Here is a 17,405-nt window from a genome sequence, read left to right on the forward strand (position 1 = left end):
TACCACGATTGCCGATCACACTCCAAGCGGCGATAAGGCAAGGGCAATGCTCCGTTGACACTTTGGACAAGTTGGCGAGTTTTTTTAATACAGGCGAAACCCATCCGTCCGCTAGCCCAAGCCGTTCCAAAGGCCATCAGGGAAGGGAGCCACGCAGGCAACCAACTGCCGCGTCATCATGACTAACGGCAGAATCACCACCACGACTGCCGGGTTTGCGGGATAAAGGAAGGGCGCCGCCGAGCAACCACGCAAAGATGAAAATGACGACGCCTGTCTTGCAGGAATCCGGGCATTCTTACTCCGATGTTTCTTGCCGCCCCGTGGGAGAGTTCCTTCGTGCGAGCAGTTTGTCGATCCGCCGGCCATCCATGTCCACGATCTCGAAGTGCCAGCCGCCATAATCAAAATGTTCCCCGACCTCAGGCAGATGCCCTAGTCGAAACAGGGCAAATCCTGCGATCGTATGGAAGTCGCCTTCAGTTGGCCGTGCCCGAAAACCAAGGCGATCGAAGGCGTCCTGGGCCGACATCATACCATCCACGAGAAGGGAGCCGTCTTCACGCTCGACGATATCCGGCTCTTCGCCTTCGATGTTGGGCAGGTCGCCGGCGATGGCTTCGAGCAAATCGGTCTGGGTAACAATTCCTTCCAGACTTCCGTACTCGTCGAGGACCATTGCTATGCGGACGGGCGCCTTCCTGAACTGCTCCAGCACTTTGAAAATCGGCGTTGATTCATGAACGACGAGCGGCTCACGGATGATCGCCATCGGATCGAGAACCTGCCCGTCAAGAACCTGGTCGAGCATGTCCTTCTTCAGAACCATGCCGAGCAGTTCATCGATACCGCCCTTGCCGACAAGGAGCTGCTCATGGCGGCAATCGCGGATCGTACGAAGAATCTCGGTTCGGTCATCATTCACGTCGATCCAGTCGATATCCGGCCGAGGCGTCATGATGTCACTGATGCGGCGCTCGCCGATATTGAAGACCCGCTCGACCATCTCCCGCTGCGCCTGCTGCAACAGCCCGCCTTCCTGACTGGCCGAGATCAGAAGCTTCAGCTCGTCTGGCGAGTGCAATGAATCCTCACCGGTTCCCGGGCGCAGGCCGCAGAGTCGCAGAACGAGGTTGCCGAGACCATTCAGCATTAGAATCGCCGGCCTGAGCAGAAAGAGGAACAGACCGAGCGGACGCACGACCCAGAGCGCAGTGTCTTCGCTGCGCTGGAGCGCCAGACTCTTTGGTGCGAGCTCGCCAAGCACGATGTGAAGCGCGGTGATGATGATGAAAGCGATCGCGACGGCGACAGTGTGTGAGCCCGCAGTCGCCAACGACCCCAGCAGCCCGATCAAGAGAGGCTCGACGAGATGCGCGAGAGCAGGTTCGCCGATCCAGCCGAGCGCCAGCGATGAAATGGTGATGCCGAGCTGGGTCGCCGCCAGATTGGCATCGAGATTGTCGACGGCCCGCTGGAGCGCTGCCGCGTTCAGCCGCCCAGCCGCAGCGAGTTCGGCAACTCGGCTTCGGCGCACGGCGACCAGGGAAAACTCGGCGGCGACAAAGAAGCCGTTTGCGGCCACGAGTAGGAGAACCGATAAGATTCCAAGAATGTCGCTCAAACTGCCATCGCCTGTCGGCATGATATCCTCTTAATGACGCAATTGGATACGTCTCTGAAGCGCAAATGATGGCATTGCGCAATCGCTATCAGCATCACGATCGCCAGAAGCATAATCCCCTGATGGCGATGGTGGTGCATCTACTAGCGACTGATCACGGTGCGGTCGAACACGTTGAATGCGGCAAGGTGCATGGTCCAGCCGTGGCTTGCAGCGCGGGTCATGTACCGACGCGCCCCGTTCTTGGCGTGGATGCGCAGATCACATGAAGGCAGACGCCATCACGCAGCCCGTCGATAAAGCTCAAATGATTGGACAGCTTGAACTGCTGACGGTAACAGGGCTGAAGCCAACGCGTGATCTGCAGATGATGTCAAGCGCCTCTCCGCAAAGAGGTGACGCTTGATAGGCGGCTGCTTCCGTGCAAATGCTCCGGCATGCGAATTCTCCTCGTCGAAGACACGCGCGACGTTGGCGAGGCTATCAGCCGCCGCTTCGAAACGATCGGCCACGCAGTCGATTGGGAGACGGACGGCCGTGCTGCCGCAGAGATCCTCGATTTCACCTGCTACGATCTCGTCATCCTCGACGTCATGCTGCCCAGCCTCGACGGGTTTGAAATCGTTCGACGGCTCCGGCAGGCAAGGAATACCACCCCGGTTCTGATGTTGACGGCCCGTTCCGAGATAGAGGACCGCGTTGGCGCGCTCGATCTCGGCGCCGACGACTATCTGGTCAAACCGTTCGATTTCCGGGAATTGGAAGCGCGCGCCCGTGTTCTGCTCCGGCGGAAAAGCGGCGAGGCGACCAACATCGTACAGTGTGGCGATGTCGTGCTCGACCGCGGCAGCCGCTCAGTCCGAGTAGGCAGGCGCGAGGTGCAATTGAAACGACGCGAGATGACGTTGCTTGAGATACTGGCGTCGCGGCCAGGCCGCGTCTTCAGCAAAGATGAACTTATCGATCAGCTTTTCGGGTTTGACGAGCCGGCCAATCAGAACGCGATCGAACTTTATGTCGGGCGGCTGCGCAAGAAGCTGGAAGGCGCCAAGGCGCAGATCGTTACCGTGCGGGGCGTGGGATATCAACTGGCTTCCGATGATACCGGCTGAGCCTTCCCTTTTCACGCGCCTGGCGGTCCGCATCTCGCTGGTGCTGGGCCTGGGTGCGGCTCTTCTGGTGAGTGCGGCGTCGTACTACGCACGTACCGCCGCCGATGACGCCTATGACCGGCTTCTGCTTGGTGCGGCCATCCAGATGGCAGACAGCCTTACGGTTGAATCCGGTTCGCTTATTATCAACCTGCCGGTATCAGCTTTTGAACTCCTGGGCCTCGCCAGCCGCGATCGCATCTTCTATCGCGTGATCGGCCCTTCCGGCGCGACGCTGACAGGTTATGCCGATCTGCAAACAGAAGTTGATCTGGCCGCAATACACGATGTCCCGGTATTGGAATCGGCGCATTATCGCGGCGAACCGGTTCGGATTGCGGTGGTGGCGCGCGCACTGTCCGATCCAGCCGTATCCGGTTGGGCGCATGTCATCGTTGGGCAGACCACGGAAGCCCGCCGCGCGCTCGCGGGTGAATTGACTCTCAGGGCGACCGTCCTCCTGGCGATCATGAGCATATTGGCATTGGCTGGAGCGATGATTGCTATTCGCTATTCTCTGCAACCGGTCAAGCATCTCGGAGCGACGCTCCGCCGTCGCGATCCACAAGACCTGACGCCGGTAACGGTCGTCGTACCGAGAGAATTGCGGCCCTTCGTTACTTCCATCAATTATTTCATGAGTCGGCTCGACGAGCGCGTGGAACTCCTGCAGCGCTTCATCGCCGACGCGGCGCACCAGATCAGAACGCCGCTGACGGCGCTAACGGCGCAGCTCGATCTGTTGAGTCAAGCCAAGCTGGACAAGTCGAGCCGCCAGCATCTCGATCGCGTACAGCAGCGCGCCAGCGAACTTGCGCGCCTGACCAACCAGTTGCTCAGCCACGCCATGGTCATCCATCGTGCCGATTCCGTGCAGCTTCAGCCGCACGATCTGGCAGATGTCGCACGGCGCGCTTTCCGTGCGGCGGTTCCGATAACTATCGATCCGGACATCATCGTCTCCTTCGAGGCGCCTGACGACGAGCCGGTCGTGCTTGCGGACGCCGTCAGCCTTCGCGAAGCGATCGTCAATATCATCGACAATGCCTTGCGCCATGGAGTGGTGTCGCGCCTTGAAGTCAGAGTACGCAGCGACGGTACACGTGCCCATCTCGAGGTCGAAGATGACGGACCGGGCATTCCGCGGGGCGAGTGGGAGCGGGTTACGCAGCGCTTCGAAACGTCCAAATCTCATGACGGCAGCGCAGGTCTTGGTTTCGCCATCGCGTCGGAGGTTGCGGCGGCTCACGGTGGCGCGCTGACCTTTCGCGAGACAAGCAAGGATGGCGGGAAGGGCACGCAAGGGTTCACCGTCACCTTGACGTTGCCCATCGCGACGGAGAAGACCGGATGATAACGGGAACATTGCCGACATTCGGTTTGATGGCTGCCGTCGTCTTATGCATCGGTCACGCGGCAAGAGCTGCTGAAGGAAGCAGCGCATTTTTTCCTTCGTCTCAGCCGGAGAAGAACCGACTGTCGATCCACGCCGCGACCGATCTGGCGGCAATGGAACCACTGATCCGGGATTTTCAGTCCGTTTTCCCCAACGTGGCAGTCGACTATGTTGAATATGTCACCAACGACTTGCAAAGGAGTGCCAGTGAAGCCTGTCGGACGGACGCGGTGCTGGGCGACATCTTGTTGTCTCCGTCGGTCGACCAACTTGTGAAGCTCGCCAATGACGGCTGCGCGGCGCCGCACGTGTCGGCCGAAACCGCGCATGTCGCCAATTGGGCAAACTGGCGCGACGAGGTATTCGGCTTTACCTACGAACCGGCCGTCTTCGTCTATAACGCCCGCCTCGTGCCGTCCGGCGACGTACCGCGCACCCACATCGAACTCGCCGATCTTCTCAGGCGGCGGATCGATTTTTATCGCGGACGGGTCGGAACGTTCGACATCCGACTTTCGGGCATCGGCTACCTATTGGCGTTCAGTGATGCGCGGCAGACGACGGCGGTCTACGGTCGGCTTCTGGAAAGCATGAGCCGAGCGGAAACTGTGGTGCGTTGTTGCACCGCGGAGACCCTTCAGGACGTTGCAAACGGGAGCCTATATATAGGCTACAATATGATCGGGTCATACGCCTACGCGGCGGCCAGGGGCAATTCCGACTTGAGGGTCGTTGTCCCGCGGGACTATGCGCTGATACTCAGTCGTGGCGCGCTCATTCCGAAGACGGCGCCGAATATGGACGTTGCCAAACGATTTCTCGACTACCTTCTGTCGGCCCGGGGACAGAAGGTTGCCAGGGATAGCGCCTTCTTCTTTGCCGAGAACGGGCAATTGCCTGAGGGAGCGGACGGCCCGGAAAAACTTGGGGAGTCTGGTATCGCGCGCGCCATACGCATCGGCCCTGCGTTACTTGCCGTACAAGACGAGGCGTTGCGCCGCCGCTTCATCGAGGATTGGAGCAAGTCCATGATCGATGCGCAGGGCCAGCGACCGTGACGCGTAGGATGCCGCCCCAAGATTTCAGCAATCCCGCAATACGTCGATGTGGCCGATCCCGCTGTCATCGACAATCTGATCACGACCCATCGGGCCTAGTCGGCTGAGCAAACCTCGACATCGCCGTGACAGGTTGGTGACAGGTCAGGATGATACTCGCCTTTTGTGCCTGGAGGAGGTACGATTTAGGCGAACTTGGAGGAGACCCTAATGAAAAATCGTCTTGCGACGATGATGGCCGCGTTTTCGCTGTCAGCCGCTTTTGTGACGCTTGCCGCCGCTGCCGAGATCCCCGCCGGGTATCCGGACAACTACAAGGATCTAGTGGCCGCCGCCACCGCGGAAGGACACCTCAGCATCTATTCGACGACCGATGCGGCGCTGGTCCAGCCCTTGCTCAAGGACTTCGAAGCAGCATTCCCCGGCATCGCCGTCGAATATTCCGACCTCAATTCCACCGAACTCTACAATCGCGTCATTGCCGAAACCGCTTCGGGCCAAGGCACGGCAGATGTCGCATGGTCTTCGGCTCCGGATCTGCAGATCAAACTTGCCGCAGACGGCTATGCGCGGGAATACAAATCCGTGGAGGCGGCCCACCTTCCGGCCTGGGCGTCCTACAAGGACATGGTCTATGGTACCACCGCCGACCCGGTGACTTTCGTCTACAACAAGCGTCTCGTGCCTGAAGGCGATGTTCCCGCAACCCACGCCGATCTTCTCAAGCTGATGACTGGGAAGACCGCAGAATATGATGGCAAGATCGCGTCCTACGATCCGGAAAAATCCGGTGTCGGCTTCTATTTCTACAACCAGGACGCCAAGAACTGGACCGATTCCTGGGCGCTTAACAAGGCTTTTGGCAAGGCCCATATCAAGCTCTACAGCTCCGCCGGCTCGATGATCGAGAAGGTCACGTCTGGCGAACATTCCATCGCCTATGGCATCTTCGGCTCATATGGCCTCGCCAAGCAGGCCAAGGACGAGAACCTCGGTGTGATAATCCCGAAGGACTATGTCCTGGTGACCACCCGCGCCACCGTCATTCCGGCGGAAGCCCAGGATCCCAATGCTGCGAAGCTATTCGTAGACTATCTGCTGTCGGCGCGCGCGCAGAAGCTGATCGCCGACGACATCAAGCTCTATGCCGTTCGTGATGACGTTGAAGGGGCAACCACGCTGGCGTCCATAAAGGCCGCCGCCGGTGAAAACGTTCACCCGATCGCGCTCGACGACAAGCTGCTCGAAGGTCTCGACGAGACGACACGGCTGGCGTTCCTCAACGAGTGGCAGAAAGCCATGAAGGGCGAGTAATCGCTTGATCGGGAGTGCCTCCACAGTCGGCTCTCTCACCCTTCTTGCTATTAAGAATCATCGGAACGGCGCGCTTGCGCTCTTGCTAGCGGACGGCCCCCGGCTTTGTTCGAGGCGATCATGCCCTTCCGTGTCTTTCGTGTCAGCACCAACCTCCTCGCCATCCTGGTGGTGCTGGCGCCGGTCACCCTGATCATTTATCAGAGTTTTCTGTCCGCGCCTTTCTTCCAGAAAACCGCGCATCTGTCGCTGAACGCCTACAGCTTCATCCTCGCGGACGCGGATTTCTGGCTAGCGCTGACGACTTCGCTCAAGCTCGCGGTGGGCATGACGGTGATCGCAGTTCCGGTGGGAATCCTGCTGGCGTTCATCATCGTGCGCACCGACGTGCCGGGCAAGCGCTGGCTGGAGCCGATCATCCTGATCCCGGTTTTCATGTCGGCGGTGGTGCTGGCCTTCGGCTATGTGATGACACTGGGACCAGTCGGCTTCGTCTCGCTGGCGGTCAAGTCGATGATCGGCTACGTGCCCTGGAATGTCTATTCGGTGACATCGATCGCGATCATTGCCGGGCTCACCCATGTCCCACATGTCTATCTCTATGCATCGGCGGCGCTCCGCAACGTTGGCGCCGACCTCGAAGAGGCGGCACGCACCGCCGGCGCTGGCCCTTGGCGCGTCGCCGCCAGTGTGTCGCTGCCCATGGTGATGCCGGTGGTGCTCTATGCGGCGGTTCTGGTGTTCTTCCTCGGTTTCGAACTTTTCGGCCTGCCGCTGGTGCTTGGCGATCCGGAAGGCGTGCTGGTTCTCGCCACCTATCTCTACAAGCTCACCAACAAGCTCGGTGTTCCTTCCTACCAGTTGATGGCCGTAGTGGTGGTGGCGATCATCATGATCGCGCTGCCGCTGGTCGTGCTGCAGCGCTACATGCTGCGCAACGCCAGCCGCTATGTGTCTGTCAAAGGCAAGGGCAGTCGGCACAACCCCATCCGGCTGGGCGCTCTTCGCTGGCCGGCCTTCGCGCTTGTGGTGGCCTGGTTCGCGGCCACCGTGATCATACCGGTGGGCGGCGTCGCAATTCGTTCACTGGTGACAAGCTGGGGCGTCGGGGTGAATATCTTCCAGGTGCTGACGTTGGATCACTATCGCGATCTCGCCGACTATCCGAATGTCATCAGCGCCATTCTCAACACGGTCGGCGTCGCGGTGGTCGGCGGCGCGGCTTCGATCGCGGCCTATACTGCCGTGGCACTCGCCGGTCACCGCTCGAACGCACCCCTGACTAAAGTCGTCGATTACGTGGCCATGATACCGCGGGCGATGCCGGGCATTGTGGCTGGCCTGGCCATGCTGTGGATATTTCTCTTCTTCAAGCCGATCGCACCCCTGCGTGCCACGATGATCTCGGTATGGCTCGCCTATACCATTGTCTGGTTCGCCTATGGCATGCGGCTGATTTCCGGAACGCTCCTGCAGATCGGCAAGGAGCTCGAGGAAGCCGGCCGGTCAGTTGGCGCCAGCGAGGGCCGGGTCGCCCGGGACATCACGCTGCCGCTCATCCGCGGCGGCATGTTCTCGGCCTGGCTGTTGATCTTCCTGATCTTCGCCCGTGAATATTCGACGGGCGTCTATCTGCTCGGACCGGGAACCGAAGTGATCGGCTCGCTCATGGTTTCCCTTTGGGGCACCGGCGCGATCGATCTGGTCTCGGCTCTCGCCGTCATCAACACCGTCATCATCGTGACCGGTCTTGCCCTCGCGATGCGCTTTGGAGTCCGCCTCAATGACTGACATCATCATAGACGGCCTGCGCCTCAGTTACGGCAACCTTGAAATCCTGAAAGGTGTGTCCTTCTCGGTCGAACCGGGTCAGATCGTCGCCTTGCTCGGCGCGTCCGGGTCCGGCAAGACGACGCTCTTGCGAGCGGTCGCCGGTCTGGAGACACCCAACAGCGGCAAGATACTGCTCGGTGACAAGCCGCTTTTCGATGCCGGGCAGAACATCAATCTGGCGCCGGAAACGCGCGGTCTCGGGCTGGTATTCCAGTCCTATGCGCTGTGGCCTCATCGGACGGTGTCCGAGAATGTGGGTTATCCCCTGAAGCTGCGCAAAGTGTCCCAGGCAGATGTTGCGAGCCGCGTCCAGAAGGCTTTGGACAGCATCGGCCTCGGCAAACTGGGCGAACGCTATCCGCATCAGCTCTCCGGCGGACAGCAGCAGCGCGTGGCGCTGGCCCGCGCGCTGGTCTATGAGCCGAACGTGATTCTGCTCGATGAGCCGCTGTCAAATCTGGACGCCAAGTTACGCGAAGAAGCGCGGATCTGGCTGCGCCGCCTCATCACCAATCTCGGGCTATCGGCGCTGTGCGTCACCCATGATCAGGTGGAAGCGATGGCGCTCGCCGACCGCATCCTGCTGCTCAACGGCGGCCAGATCGAACAGGACGGAACACCCAAGCAAATCTACAACAAGCCGAAGAGCCTGTTTGCAGCAGAGTTCATGGGTGCCAGCAATCGCCTTGACGGCGTGGTCACCGCCATCAACGGCAACCGTGCGGAAATTGTCGCCAACGGCATCCATCTTGTGGGCAGCGCCCAGCAGGAGCTGACCGTCGGCGCCAAAGTCACCGCACTCGTCCGGCTTGAGCGGGTGACGTGGTCCGGGGAGGACGGCCCTGGACGTATCGCCATGACCTGCGTCGAGAGCCTTTTCCTTGGCGATCGGCATGAAGTCATTTTCGAAAGCAATGACCTGACCATCCGGACCTATTCCCGGGACGCCCTTCCGTCCGGCCAATACCATGTCGAGTTCCCGTTCGAGGATCTGATGGTCTTCGCGGCGGAATGAACTCCGGCGTTCACCACGAAGAGGATCATTCTTGCCAACCGGCATAAACATCGTCGAGCGGCTGACCTGCCACGGGCAATTTCCTCCATCTGAGATTAGAGTCCGGCTCGATTGAAGGGCGGACTGATGAAAAGAAAGCGGTTTACGGAAGAGCTGATCATCGCGGTCCTGCGTGAGCATGAGGCGGGGCAAAAGCGGGCGACCTGGCGCGCAAGCATGGGACCTCCGAGGCGGTTAGCCTTACACACGTGTTGAACGCGTGTTCGCTTGCGCATCACCGGGTATCAAAGCTAATGAAACCCGGAGAGGACTTGGCTGCTTCTGCAGGTGAAAAGTGCTGATTTTCTCATGGTTCTATCTCGCGTCGTGCCTGCTTGCGCTTATAGCGCTCGTCGCCGTTCTCGAACTCGGGCTGCTTCCGGCACTGCTTTCGGGCCTTCTCGTGTTCAATCTCGTTCATTTCGCCGCACCGATGCTCCATCGAATCGGCGTTTCCAACAGCCTGACGAAAAGCCTTGCGCTGACCTTGGTGGCATTGATTTTCACGCTCCTGATAGCCGCCGCTATCTTTAGCGGCATGTCGCAATTGACTGGCGGTTCGGAGAACGTCGTGACGCTCCTCAAGAAGATGGCCGAGATCATCGATACCGCGCGCGTCCATCTCCCGACCTGGGCGATGACCTATTTTCCGTCGAACATCGAGGAACTGGAAGTCTTCGCGGCCCGGTGGCTCCGCGAACATGCCGGCCAGCTTCAACTCGTCGGGCGGGATGTCGGCGTCCTGGTGGTCCACATTGTCGTCGGCATGGTGATCGGCGGCTTGATCGCGGTGAGCTCGGCGGCGCCATCGCGCGAGCCCGGCCCACTGGCGGTCGCGCTGGCGGATCGTGTCAACATTCTGAGCAAGGCCTTTCGCAACATCGTGTTCTCGCAAATCCGGATTTCGGCGTTGAATACGTTTCTGACGGCGGTCTATCTCGTCGTTGTTCTGCCGTCCTTCGGCATCGATCTGCCATTCATCAGGACAATGATAGCGCTGACTTTCGTCGCCGGCCTTCTGCCGGTCATCGGCAATCTGATCTCCAACACGGTGATCGTGGTTGTCAGCCTCAGCATCTCCTTCCTTGCAGCACTCGGCTCGCTTGCCTTTCTCATCATCATTCACAAGCTCGAATACTTCGTAAACGCCAAGATCATCGGTTCGCGGATCAATGCGCGTGCCTAGGAGCTTCTTCTGGCGATGGTTTTCATGGAAGCCTGGTTCGGTATGCCGGGTCTTGTCGCCGCGCCGATCTATTATGCCTATCTGAAGGCTGAACTGACGATGCGCGGGCTAATCTAGTTTCCGTTCATAAACGTGCGTATTTCGCAGCGTTTGCAAGGGCTTATCGTCGGGTGAGAATGCCTTTTGGAGTCCTGTGCGGGGCCGGGAGGCGTCGATGTCGACGAGATCGTGCTATGAGCCCCGATCAGGCGCACGCCGCGATACCGGCATTGGCCGGTGCGACCCAACTGCGATGCCGGGTCGGTGTCAGGTCGCTTTGAGGCGCGTGAAGAGGACGAGGTTGTAGGCCACGACCGAGGACCAGATGTAGGTCTTGAAGTGATCAAGGCCGCGCCAGGTGCAGCGTGCCAGGCCGTAAGCGCGTTTCAAGCACGATATTCCGGCTTCGATGCCGGCGCGGAAGTTGCGTAGCTTGCGATAGACCCACTTGCTTCTGACCATGTCCTCGATCCTGAGGCCGGCTTTCTTGTGGAAGGCCATGTCGCAGACGCCCCACGCCTTGGCTGTGGCCAAATTGTCGCGCGTGGCGAAGCCGCCATCGGCTGCCGCTTGCCGCGGCGCTTGGCCCCAGAAGGCGACGTGGCGCGCCAGCATCGGCAGCAAGCGGTCGCTGTCGGCCGGGTTGCCTGCTTCGATCACCAGATCAAGAATCATGCCGCTCCTGCCGGTGGTCAGGTTGAGTTTGTGGCCGTACTCGGTATTGCGGCTGCCTTTGACGATGATATCGGCATGCGGTTCGAACAGGCTGACCAACTTCTCGCCGGCCGGCACCGGCTCGCCGGCCAACACCCGCCGTTCGCTCTGTCTGATGATGCGTTCGATCAGCGGCCGATGGTGACGAACCTGGAGCTGCCACAGTGCGATGAGCGGAGTGCTCGCCACGGCCAATCGCTCGGTCGCCTGCTTCAGATAGGCCAAGGTCGCGCGGGTGATTGCGATCAGTTCGCGGTAGAGTTGGACCCGATTGGGCCGGCCGCGCGTGAACTGGATCTTGCGGGCGCGCTTCTTGGCTGCGCGGCAATGATCGCGCCATGATGAGCCGGCGCCGCCGAGCAAGATATCGGCCCGCTTCAGAAGGCGCACCATAACCCGCACTGCATCCCAAAGCAGGCTGCTGTCGCTCGGCTCGTGCATGAGGGCTGCAGTCACAGTGCTGTCCAGCCGCACGACCGCACCGTCTTCGAGCTTCGCCTGCCGAGCGCCCGACAGCAGTGTCCGATTGATCTGTTCCCAGGTCTCAGGCCGGATTGCGCTGATCGTCCTTTGCAGCACCGACTTCTGCGGGCTCCATGACCACGGCAGGCGGGCAAAGGCGCGAAACGAGGCTGAGTCCTCGAGGTGGAACGCCAACTCCTGATAGCTCAGCTGCCGATATTGTTTGAGAAGCGCGCAGCGCAGCACCGCTTCGGCAGGCAAGCCTTGCCGCCCGGTGGCTTTGACGCCGACCCGGACCAAGTCTCGGGCCACCAAACCGAGCAGATCGTGATGCTCGTCCAGCCAACCCGACATCGCCTCCAATTCGCGGCCGATCTCGTGCGTGGCGAAAACATCGAATATACTGGCTTCTCTATTCGGCGGCTTGAGGTCAAGCACTTTCGAGCTTTCCGCTTCGCCGGCATCTGACGTCTTCCGCGGGTCTTGCTTCTCTTCGGGATCGGCGCCTTGGCCCTCCCAGTATGGGGAATCCGCAGAACGAGGTGGAACAATCTTGGACGCGTCCTGATGTACGATCGGCACCGCCAGCATAGCGAACTCACCTCATCCATCGTCCCGCGAAGGACGTTTTTCCACCGGCAAGTGGAACTTTGTTGTCTCCTTCTTAACGGCCCAGTTCAGACGGCGACCGGTGTGCTTTCCTTTGTCCAGCGGAACCGTGTGCCATCGCTCCACATGCGATGCATGATCACTGCTAGTCTACGGGCGAGCGCAACGATGGCCCTCTGCCGACCACGCCGCTTGGCGACGTTCATCGCCCAGGCCTTCACCCAGGACCACTTCGTCACGCGCGTCAGTAGGACCTGCGCGGCTTCTCTATTCGGCGGCTTGAGGTCAAGCACTTTCGAGCTTTCCGCTTCGCCGGCATCTGACGTCTTCCGCGGGTCTTGCTTCTCTTCGGGATCGGCGCCTTGGCCCTCCCAGTATGGGGAATCCGCAGAACGAGGTGGAACAATCTTGGACGCGTCCTGATGTACGATCGGCACCGCCAGCATAGCGAACTCACCTCATCCATCGTCCCGCGAAGGACGTTTTTCCACCGGCAAGTGGAACTTTGTTGTCTCCTTCTTAACGGCCCAGTTCAGACGGCGACCGGTGTGCTTTCCTTTGTCCAGCGGAACCGTGTGCCATCGCTCCACATGCGATGCATGATCACTGCTAGTCTACGGGCGAGCGCAACGATGGCCCTCTGCCGACCACGCCGCTTGGCGACGTTCATCGCCCAGGCCTTCACCCAGGACCACTTCGTCACGCGCGTCAGTAGGACCTGCGCGGCTTCGTAGAGCAGCGTTCGCATCATATCGTCACCGCATAACGAGATCCGGCCGACCCGGCGGCTTTCGCCCGACTCATGGAGCACAGGTGTCAGACCCAAAACCGGTCCGACCGCTTTCGAATTGCGGAAGCGGGCCGGAATGTCGATGGTGGTGGTATAGGCCAGAGCCACGACCGGGCCTACACCTGGTGTCGTCATCAGTCGGCGGCAAACTTCATCATCCCGGACGATCGCCAGAATTTTGCGGTGAAGGGTGGCAAAGCGCTGGCGCAGCTTGCCGCGAGCGTCGAGAAGCGGTTCGACGATTTCGGCCAGATCAGGCATGCCTTCAACCAGTTCGTGGATGCGTTGCTCGAATTTGACCGTACCGACGACGCCGACCTTGAGCCCGAAGTTGCGCAGCAGCCCGCGGATGTCGTTCTCGATGGCAATCGCCTTTTCCTGCAGCAGCTTGCGCGCCGTCAGCAACGCCCGACGCTTCTGGCTCGTCAGGGTCTTCACATGCACCGGGCGGAACAGGTTGACCCGCATCATCTGTGCGATGCCGCGCGCGTCATTGCGGTCGGTCTTGTTCACCTGCGCCTTCAGGAATGCCTTGGTGTGACGCGTCTCGATGCAGATCAACGGCAGGCCGGCTTTGGCAAGACCCTCGAACAGCCATTGCGATAAGGGCCCGGCTTCAAGACCGATCCGCTCAAAGTTCCAGGCAGGATCCTTGAGCACCCGCGCAAGATCCTCCGGATGGCTGGGAACTTTCATCTCGCGGCAAACCGTGCCTGTTTCGTCGACGATGCACACTGCCGTCTCTTTCACCGACACGTCCAATCCTGCATAATGTTTCATGCTGCGCTTCCTTTCCTGATGCTTGTGGCTGTTTCGGACAGACCACGTTCTACCATCAGCTCGAAGCGCAGCACCTCCATGCCGCTCCGCCAAGATGGGGCGCAAGCCGAATACCCCATCTTGGACGGTGCGTTCTTGGCGCATTGTCGGCTCCGGCGGTGGCAGATTGTGCTTTGGAATCAGTGGCATGAGACCAAAGTGTACCTGAAACCGCCGGGCCTTGCCTGCGCAAAGTTCCGATTCACGCAATAATATCAATATGTTGGCGTTTGTGGACGGAAACTAATCTAGGGTTAGGGCAGGTGGCGATTTGACGACGCAAGCAAGGTTGCTGGGAAACCGCGCAAATTTGGCCACTCGCTGAACAGCACCATCTTGGTTAGTGAACCCTCAGGAGTTTCGTGACCGATTTGAAGGCCCCCGTTTAATAGCACGCCCCCTGCAAAGACATTAGACAGCGCTAAAACGTAAATTGTCCGGAGGCATGTAATCTGCTACTGCTTAATCACCGACAAACGGCTCTGGAAAGCCGTGCGTCGGACATCATGCACAAGATCAACTCAAACCGGAGAACGGCCATGAAACGGCTTCTGACGGTCGCTGCCCTTTTGGCGGCAGGCAGTTTGGTTACGATGCAAGGCGCAGCCGCCGACGACGCTGCGATGATCAAGAGCGCTGAATCTGCTGCACCCCCTGCCGTGGCAAGCGGCGCTGCGGTCTACGCCGCGGATGAAAAGGGCGCCATGCGCACCTTGCGCGAGGGCAAGAACGGCTTCTGGTGCATGCCGGACAGCCCGTCCACGCCCGGCCCGGACCCAATGTGCGGCGATGCCAACGCGATGGAATGGGCGATGGCATGGATGGAAAAGAAGGAGCCGCCCAAGGGCAAGGTCGGCTTCATGTACATGCTGTCCGGCGGTACCGATGGCAGCAACACCGATCCCTATGCGACGAAGCCCGAGGAAGGCAACAATTGGATAGAGACCGGCCCGCATGTGATGATCGTCAACGCAATGGACATCATGCAGGGCTATCCGACGGACCCCAAGCCTGACACATCCAAGCCCTATGTGATGTGGCCGGGCACTCCATACGCACATCTCATGATCCCGGTTAAGTAGCTGAAATGGAGTCACGCGGGCGCAAACGCTTGTTTCGCCCGCGCTTGTCCTGATAATTACAAACGCTTGCGGCGTCCGTGACCTTCAATCGAGAGTCTCGGCGGTCGGTAGCGTGTTGGCCTGATCTCCCATCACTTTTCCGGCAAATGGAAAATTTCGTGACAGCTCGAACGGTGGCGGCCCTGCAACACCAACAAATTCGTATACTCGTCAGAAAGTGCATAGTCTTTGATGACCGTCGCCGCGGGAGGAGTTCGCGTTGAATCGGACTATCGGAATGATCGCCACACTTGCGCTGTGGAGCGTGCCATTATCGGGCCAGGCGCTTGCGCATGCTCGATTGGTCGAGGCTACTCCAGAGATCAATAGCACCATTGCCGCTCCGCCCACCGAGATTGGACTGCGGTTTAGCGAATCCATTGAGGCTCGATTCTCGGGCATCGATCTGTCGGGGCCGGATGGTGCGAAGATCACCACGGAGATCGCGGTGCGCGATAAGGACATGGTGGCACCTGTATCAAGGTCCCTTGCGCCGGGTGTTTATCAAGTTGATTGGCACGTGCTGTCAGCAGACGGGCACAAGGTGAAGGGCAATTTCAAATTTGAAGTCAGACCGTAGAAATGGACGTTGATGGCACTCTGGCCTTCGCCCGGTGGGTCTACTTCCTCTCAGTGATGATTCTATTCGGGTCGGCACTCTTCCCTTTCTATGCGCTAGACAGAACCGCGGCTCCCGCGCTTGCGCCTCTACCCCGTAACATCAATCCTGCCCTCGCACTTGCGGCCGCAATCTTCGCGGCAATTTGGCTGCTGTGCTTTACGGCCGGGCTCTCCGGACGCGAGGGTATGGTTGACACCTTGCGCGGCGTTCTCATGGAAAGCGACTTCGGAACTGTTTGGTTTGTTCGCCTTTCGCTCGTTCTCCTGCTCCTGGTGATCAGTTTCTCGGGGCGGCCCGAATTGATCGTCGGGCCGGCTTTCTTGCTACTGACCTGCGAGGGTTGGCAGGGCCACGCGGCGGCGTTGGGCCTTCTAGGCTCACTGACTCAAGCTCTCCATGTTGCAAGTGCCGGGGCGTGGATAGGTGGCCTCCTGCCCCTCGGCCTGCTTATCGCGGCAGCACAGCGGCATCCATCCGAAGTCGCAGGCGTGGAAACCGTCCTGTGGCGCTTCTCCCGCTTTGGTATGGTGGCGGTTGCGCTCATTTTTTTGACGGGTGCCATGAACACTTGGCTCGTGCTTGGCTCGTTCCCCGATCCGCGCAACAGCTACGGTCGAGTTCTCCTGTTCAAGATCAGCCTATTCGTCGCGATGGTCGGTTTGGCGGTCTACAACCGATACGCCCTGGTCAGCCGCATGAAATCCGAACCGGCCAAAAGCTTGGGCACATTGTCTCGCAACGTTGCGCTGGAGCAGATCATCGGGTTTGGGGTGCTTATGGATGTAAGCGCGCTGGGGCTTATGGATCCGTACGCGTGACGCGCTGACTTTGCAATTATCCGCTGGCAACGTTTCTGCAATTCGCGATCGACACTCACCTCTATCCGCCTGGCGCACAGAGTGGCTGGCCGGTCTGGCTGCCGATCTTAACCAACGTCGGGACGTGTGGAGCGCGGATATATGCCTGCGACCTAGACACGATTCCATGCGTAAACGAGTAACTGCCAGCACCAGCCGGCCAGCGTTCATCGCTCCTTTGATCCCCACCCTGGTGGAGAAGCCTCCCGAGGGCCGAGGGATGGACACACAAGTTCGACGGCTATCGCGGGTCTTCAATGCGGACCGCGTCGGAGAATAACTGGCGAATGATACTACGGGGCGACGGCGCAGCCGCCGACAGTCGGATGCAGGTCGATCTCGTCGCAGCCGCTGGGCCCGCTAAATGGCACTCTTGACTAACGTGCCAGAGGGTCCATTTTTTGACCGTGCGGTGTGCTGATGTCGAAGCCCCTCTTTATCCCGGCGCTCGCTGCTATATGCCTGAGATCGCCGCTGGTGCGTGCCGATAATGTCGATCTGGCGTTGGAAGCTTTTCACGGTATTTGTCTTGCCCATGGACCTGACTTCGAACGAACCGTCCTGCGGCCAGGAGACGCGGATGGACTCCGTTGTCCGGCGACGCAGCACTTGCCCCCGTCGGTGACGTAGGCGCCTTCCAGGACTGGGAGGCGACCGGTGACGACCTCCCGGCCAAAACCATGATCGCGGTGACAAAAGCCACTTGAATGGCAAGTCCGTGCAACCTTGCTCCATAAAGCTATTCGATGTCGACGG

General features: G+C 59.8%; 14 protein-coding genes and 2 pseudogenes. 12 read left to right on the plus strand and 4 right to left on the minus strand.

What is annotated here, in order from left to right; genetic code table 11:
- Positions 1–298: 298 nt before the first annotated feature.
- Positions 299–1,645 carry a hemolysin family protein gene (locus NKI85_RS13305; protein ID WP_023680195.1) on the minus strand — a complete coding sequence of 449 codons (1,347 nt, stop codon included), beginning with the start codon at positions 1,643–1,645 and terminating at the stop codon, positions 299–301.
- A gap of 44 nt (positions 1,646–1,689) precedes the next feature.
- On the opposite strand from NKI85_RS13305, the gene NKI85_RS13310 reads away from it, so the two are divergent.
- The 9 genes and pseudogenes from NKI85_RS13310 (at position 1,690) to NKI85_RS13350 (ending at position 10,616) form a co-directional block, all read left to right on the plus strand.
- Positions 1,690–1,893 (plus strand): hypothetical protein, encoded by a 204-nt coding sequence (locus NKI85_RS13310; RefSeq protein WP_352528974.1) that lies wholly within the window; start codon positions 1,690–1,692, stop codon positions 1,891–1,893.
- 168 nt (positions 1,894–2,061) lie between these two features.
- The gene (locus NKI85_RS13315) at positions 2,062–2,736 is read left to right on the plus strand and encodes a response regulator transcription factor (RefSeq protein WP_023722098.1); all 675 of its coding nucleotides are present in this window, start codon (positions 2,062–2,064) and stop codon (positions 2,734–2,736) included.
- Positions 2,723–4,129, plus strand: coding sequence for a sensor histidine kinase (locus NKI85_RS13320; protein ID WP_023722099.1), 1,407 nt, complete (start codon positions 2,723–2,725; stop codon positions 4,127–4,129). The genes NKI85_RS13315 and NKI85_RS13320 overlap by 14 nt, the downstream gene beginning before the upstream one ends.
- A complete protein-coding gene (locus NKI85_RS13325; protein WP_023722100.1) occupies positions 4,126–5,229 on the plus strand; it encodes an ABC transporter substrate-binding protein in 1,104 nt (367 codons plus the stop codon). Before NKI85_RS13320 ends, NKI85_RS13325 begins: the two co-directional genes overlap by 4 nt.
- Positions 5,230–5,439: 210 nt before the next feature.
- Positions 5,440–6,543, plus strand: coding sequence for an ABC transporter substrate-binding protein (locus tag NKI85_RS13330; RefSeq protein WP_352528977.1), 1,104 nt, complete (start codon positions 5,440–5,442; stop codon positions 6,541–6,543).
- Between the two features lie 120 nt (positions 6,544–6,663).
- The gene (locus NKI85_RS13335) at positions 6,664–8,334 is read left to right on the plus strand and encodes an ABC transporter permease (protein ID WP_352508356.1); all 1,671 of its coding nucleotides are present in this window, start codon (positions 6,664–6,666) and stop codon (positions 8,332–8,334) included.
- Positions 8,327–9,391, plus strand: coding sequence for an ABC transporter ATP-binding protein (locus NKI85_RS13340; protein ID WP_023722103.1), 1,065 nt, complete (start codon positions 8,327–8,329; stop codon positions 9,389–9,391). The genes NKI85_RS13335 and NKI85_RS13340 overlap by 8 nt, the downstream gene beginning before the upstream one ends.
- A 126-nt stretch (positions 9,392–9,517) precedes the next feature.
- Positions 9,518–9,624: pseudogene (locus NKI85_RS13345) on the plus strand (transposase); the annotation flags it as partial.
- A 101-nt stretch (positions 9,625–9,725) separates the two neighbouring features.
- Positions 9,726–10,616, plus strand: a complete 891-nt coding sequence (locus NKI85_RS13350; protein WP_352776815.1) for an AI-2E family transporter — start codon at positions 9,726–9,728, stop codon at positions 10,614–10,616.
- Between the two features lie 306 nt (positions 10,617–10,922).
- On the opposite strand, the gene NKI85_RS13355 is transcribed toward NKI85_RS13350, so the two are convergent.
- The 3 genes and pseudogenes from NKI85_RS13355 to NKI85_RS13365 all read right to left on the minus strand — a co-directional run bounded on the left by NKI85_RS13355 (position 10,923) and on the right by NKI85_RS13365 (position 14,010).
- Positions 10,923–12,269 carry an ISNCY family transposase gene (locus NKI85_RS13355; RefSeq protein WP_352528981.1) on the minus strand — a complete coding sequence of 449 codons (1,347 nt, stop codon included), beginning with the start codon at positions 12,267–12,269 and terminating at the stop codon, positions 10,923–10,925.
- A 239-nt stretch (positions 12,270–12,508) separates the two neighbouring features.
- Positions 12,509–12,706, minus strand: a pseudogene (locus NKI85_RS13360) (IS110 family RNA-guided transposase); the annotation flags it as partial.
- Between the two features lie 266 nt (positions 12,707–12,972).
- Positions 12,973–14,010, minus strand: coding sequence for an IS110 family RNA-guided transposase (locus NKI85_RS13365; RefSeq protein ID WP_352776827.1), 1,038 nt, complete (start codon positions 14,008–14,010; stop codon positions 12,973–12,975).
- 578 nt (positions 14,011–14,588) lie between these two features.
- Here NKI85_RS13365 and NKI85_RS13370 point away from each other — a divergent pair.
- The 3 genes from NKI85_RS13370 (at position 14,589) to copD (ending at position 16,610) form a co-directional block, all read left to right on the plus strand.
- Entirely contained in the window at positions 14,589–15,131 is a 543-nt protein-coding gene (locus NKI85_RS13370) for a hypothetical protein (RefSeq protein WP_352776816.1), read from the plus strand.
- A 277-nt stretch (positions 15,132–15,408) separates the two neighbouring features.
- Positions 15,409–15,750, plus strand: a complete 342-nt coding sequence (copC, locus tag NKI85_RS13375) for a copper homeostasis periplasmic binding protein CopC (protein WP_023722111.1) — start codon at positions 15,409–15,411, stop codon at positions 15,748–15,750.
- Positions 15,751–15,752: 2 nt separating this feature from the next.
- Entirely contained in the window at positions 15,753–16,610 is an 858-nt protein-coding gene (gene copD, locus NKI85_RS13380) for a copper homeostasis membrane protein CopD (protein WP_023722112.1), read from the plus strand.
- The last annotated feature ends 795 nt before the right edge of the window (positions 16,611–17,405 follow it).

This window comes from Mesorhizobium sp. M0571 (assembly GCF_040320985.1).
Lineage (GTDB): Bacteria > Pseudomonadota > Alphaproteobacteria > Rhizobiales > Rhizobiaceae > Mesorhizobium.

Bases quoted from the DNA above. Each gene is read 5' to 3' on its own strand.
- NKI85_RS13305 (WP_023680195.1), bottom strand. From the start codon at position 1,645: ATGCCGACAGGCGATGGCAGTTTGAGCGACATTCTTGGAATCTTATCG.
- NKI85_RS13310 (WP_352528974.1), top strand. From the start codon at position 1,690: ATGATGGCATTGCGCAATCGCTATCAGCATCACGATCGCCAGAAGCAT.
- NKI85_RS13315 (WP_023722098.1), top strand. From the start codon at position 2,062: ATGCGAATTCTCCTCGTCGAAGACACGCGCGACGTTGGCGAGGCTATC.
- NKI85_RS13320 (WP_023722099.1), top strand. From the start codon at position 2,723: ATGATACCGGCTGAGCCTTCCCTTTTCACGCGCCTGGCGGTCCGCATC.
- NKI85_RS13325 (WP_023722100.1), top strand. From the start codon at position 4,126: ATGATAACGGGAACATTGCCGACATTCGGTTTGATGGCTGCCGTCGTC.
- NKI85_RS13330 (WP_352528977.1), top strand. From the start codon at position 5,440: ATGAAAAATCGTCTTGCGACGATGATGGCCGCGTTTTCGCTGTCAGCC.
- NKI85_RS13335 (WP_352508356.1), top strand. From the start codon at position 6,664: ATGCCCTTCCGTGTCTTTCGTGTCAGCACCAACCTCCTCGCCATCCTG.
- NKI85_RS13340 (WP_023722103.1), top strand. From the start codon at position 8,327: ATGACTGACATCATCATAGACGGCCTGCGCCTCAGTTACGGCAACCTT.
- NKI85_RS13365 (WP_352776827.1), bottom strand. From the start codon at position 14,010: ATGAAACATTATGCAGGATTGGACGTGTCGGTGAAAGAGACGGCAGTG.
- NKI85_RS13370 (WP_352776816.1), top strand. From the start codon at position 14,589: ATGAAACGGCTTCTGACGGTCGCTGCCCTTTTGGCGGCAGGCAGTTTG.
- copC (WP_023722111.1), top strand. From the start codon at position 15,409: ATGATCGCCACACTTGCGCTGTGGAGCGTGCCATTATCGGGCCAGGCG.
- copD (WP_023722112.1), top strand. From the start codon at position 15,753: ATGGACGTTGATGGCACTCTGGCCTTCGCCCGGTGGGTCTACTTCCTC.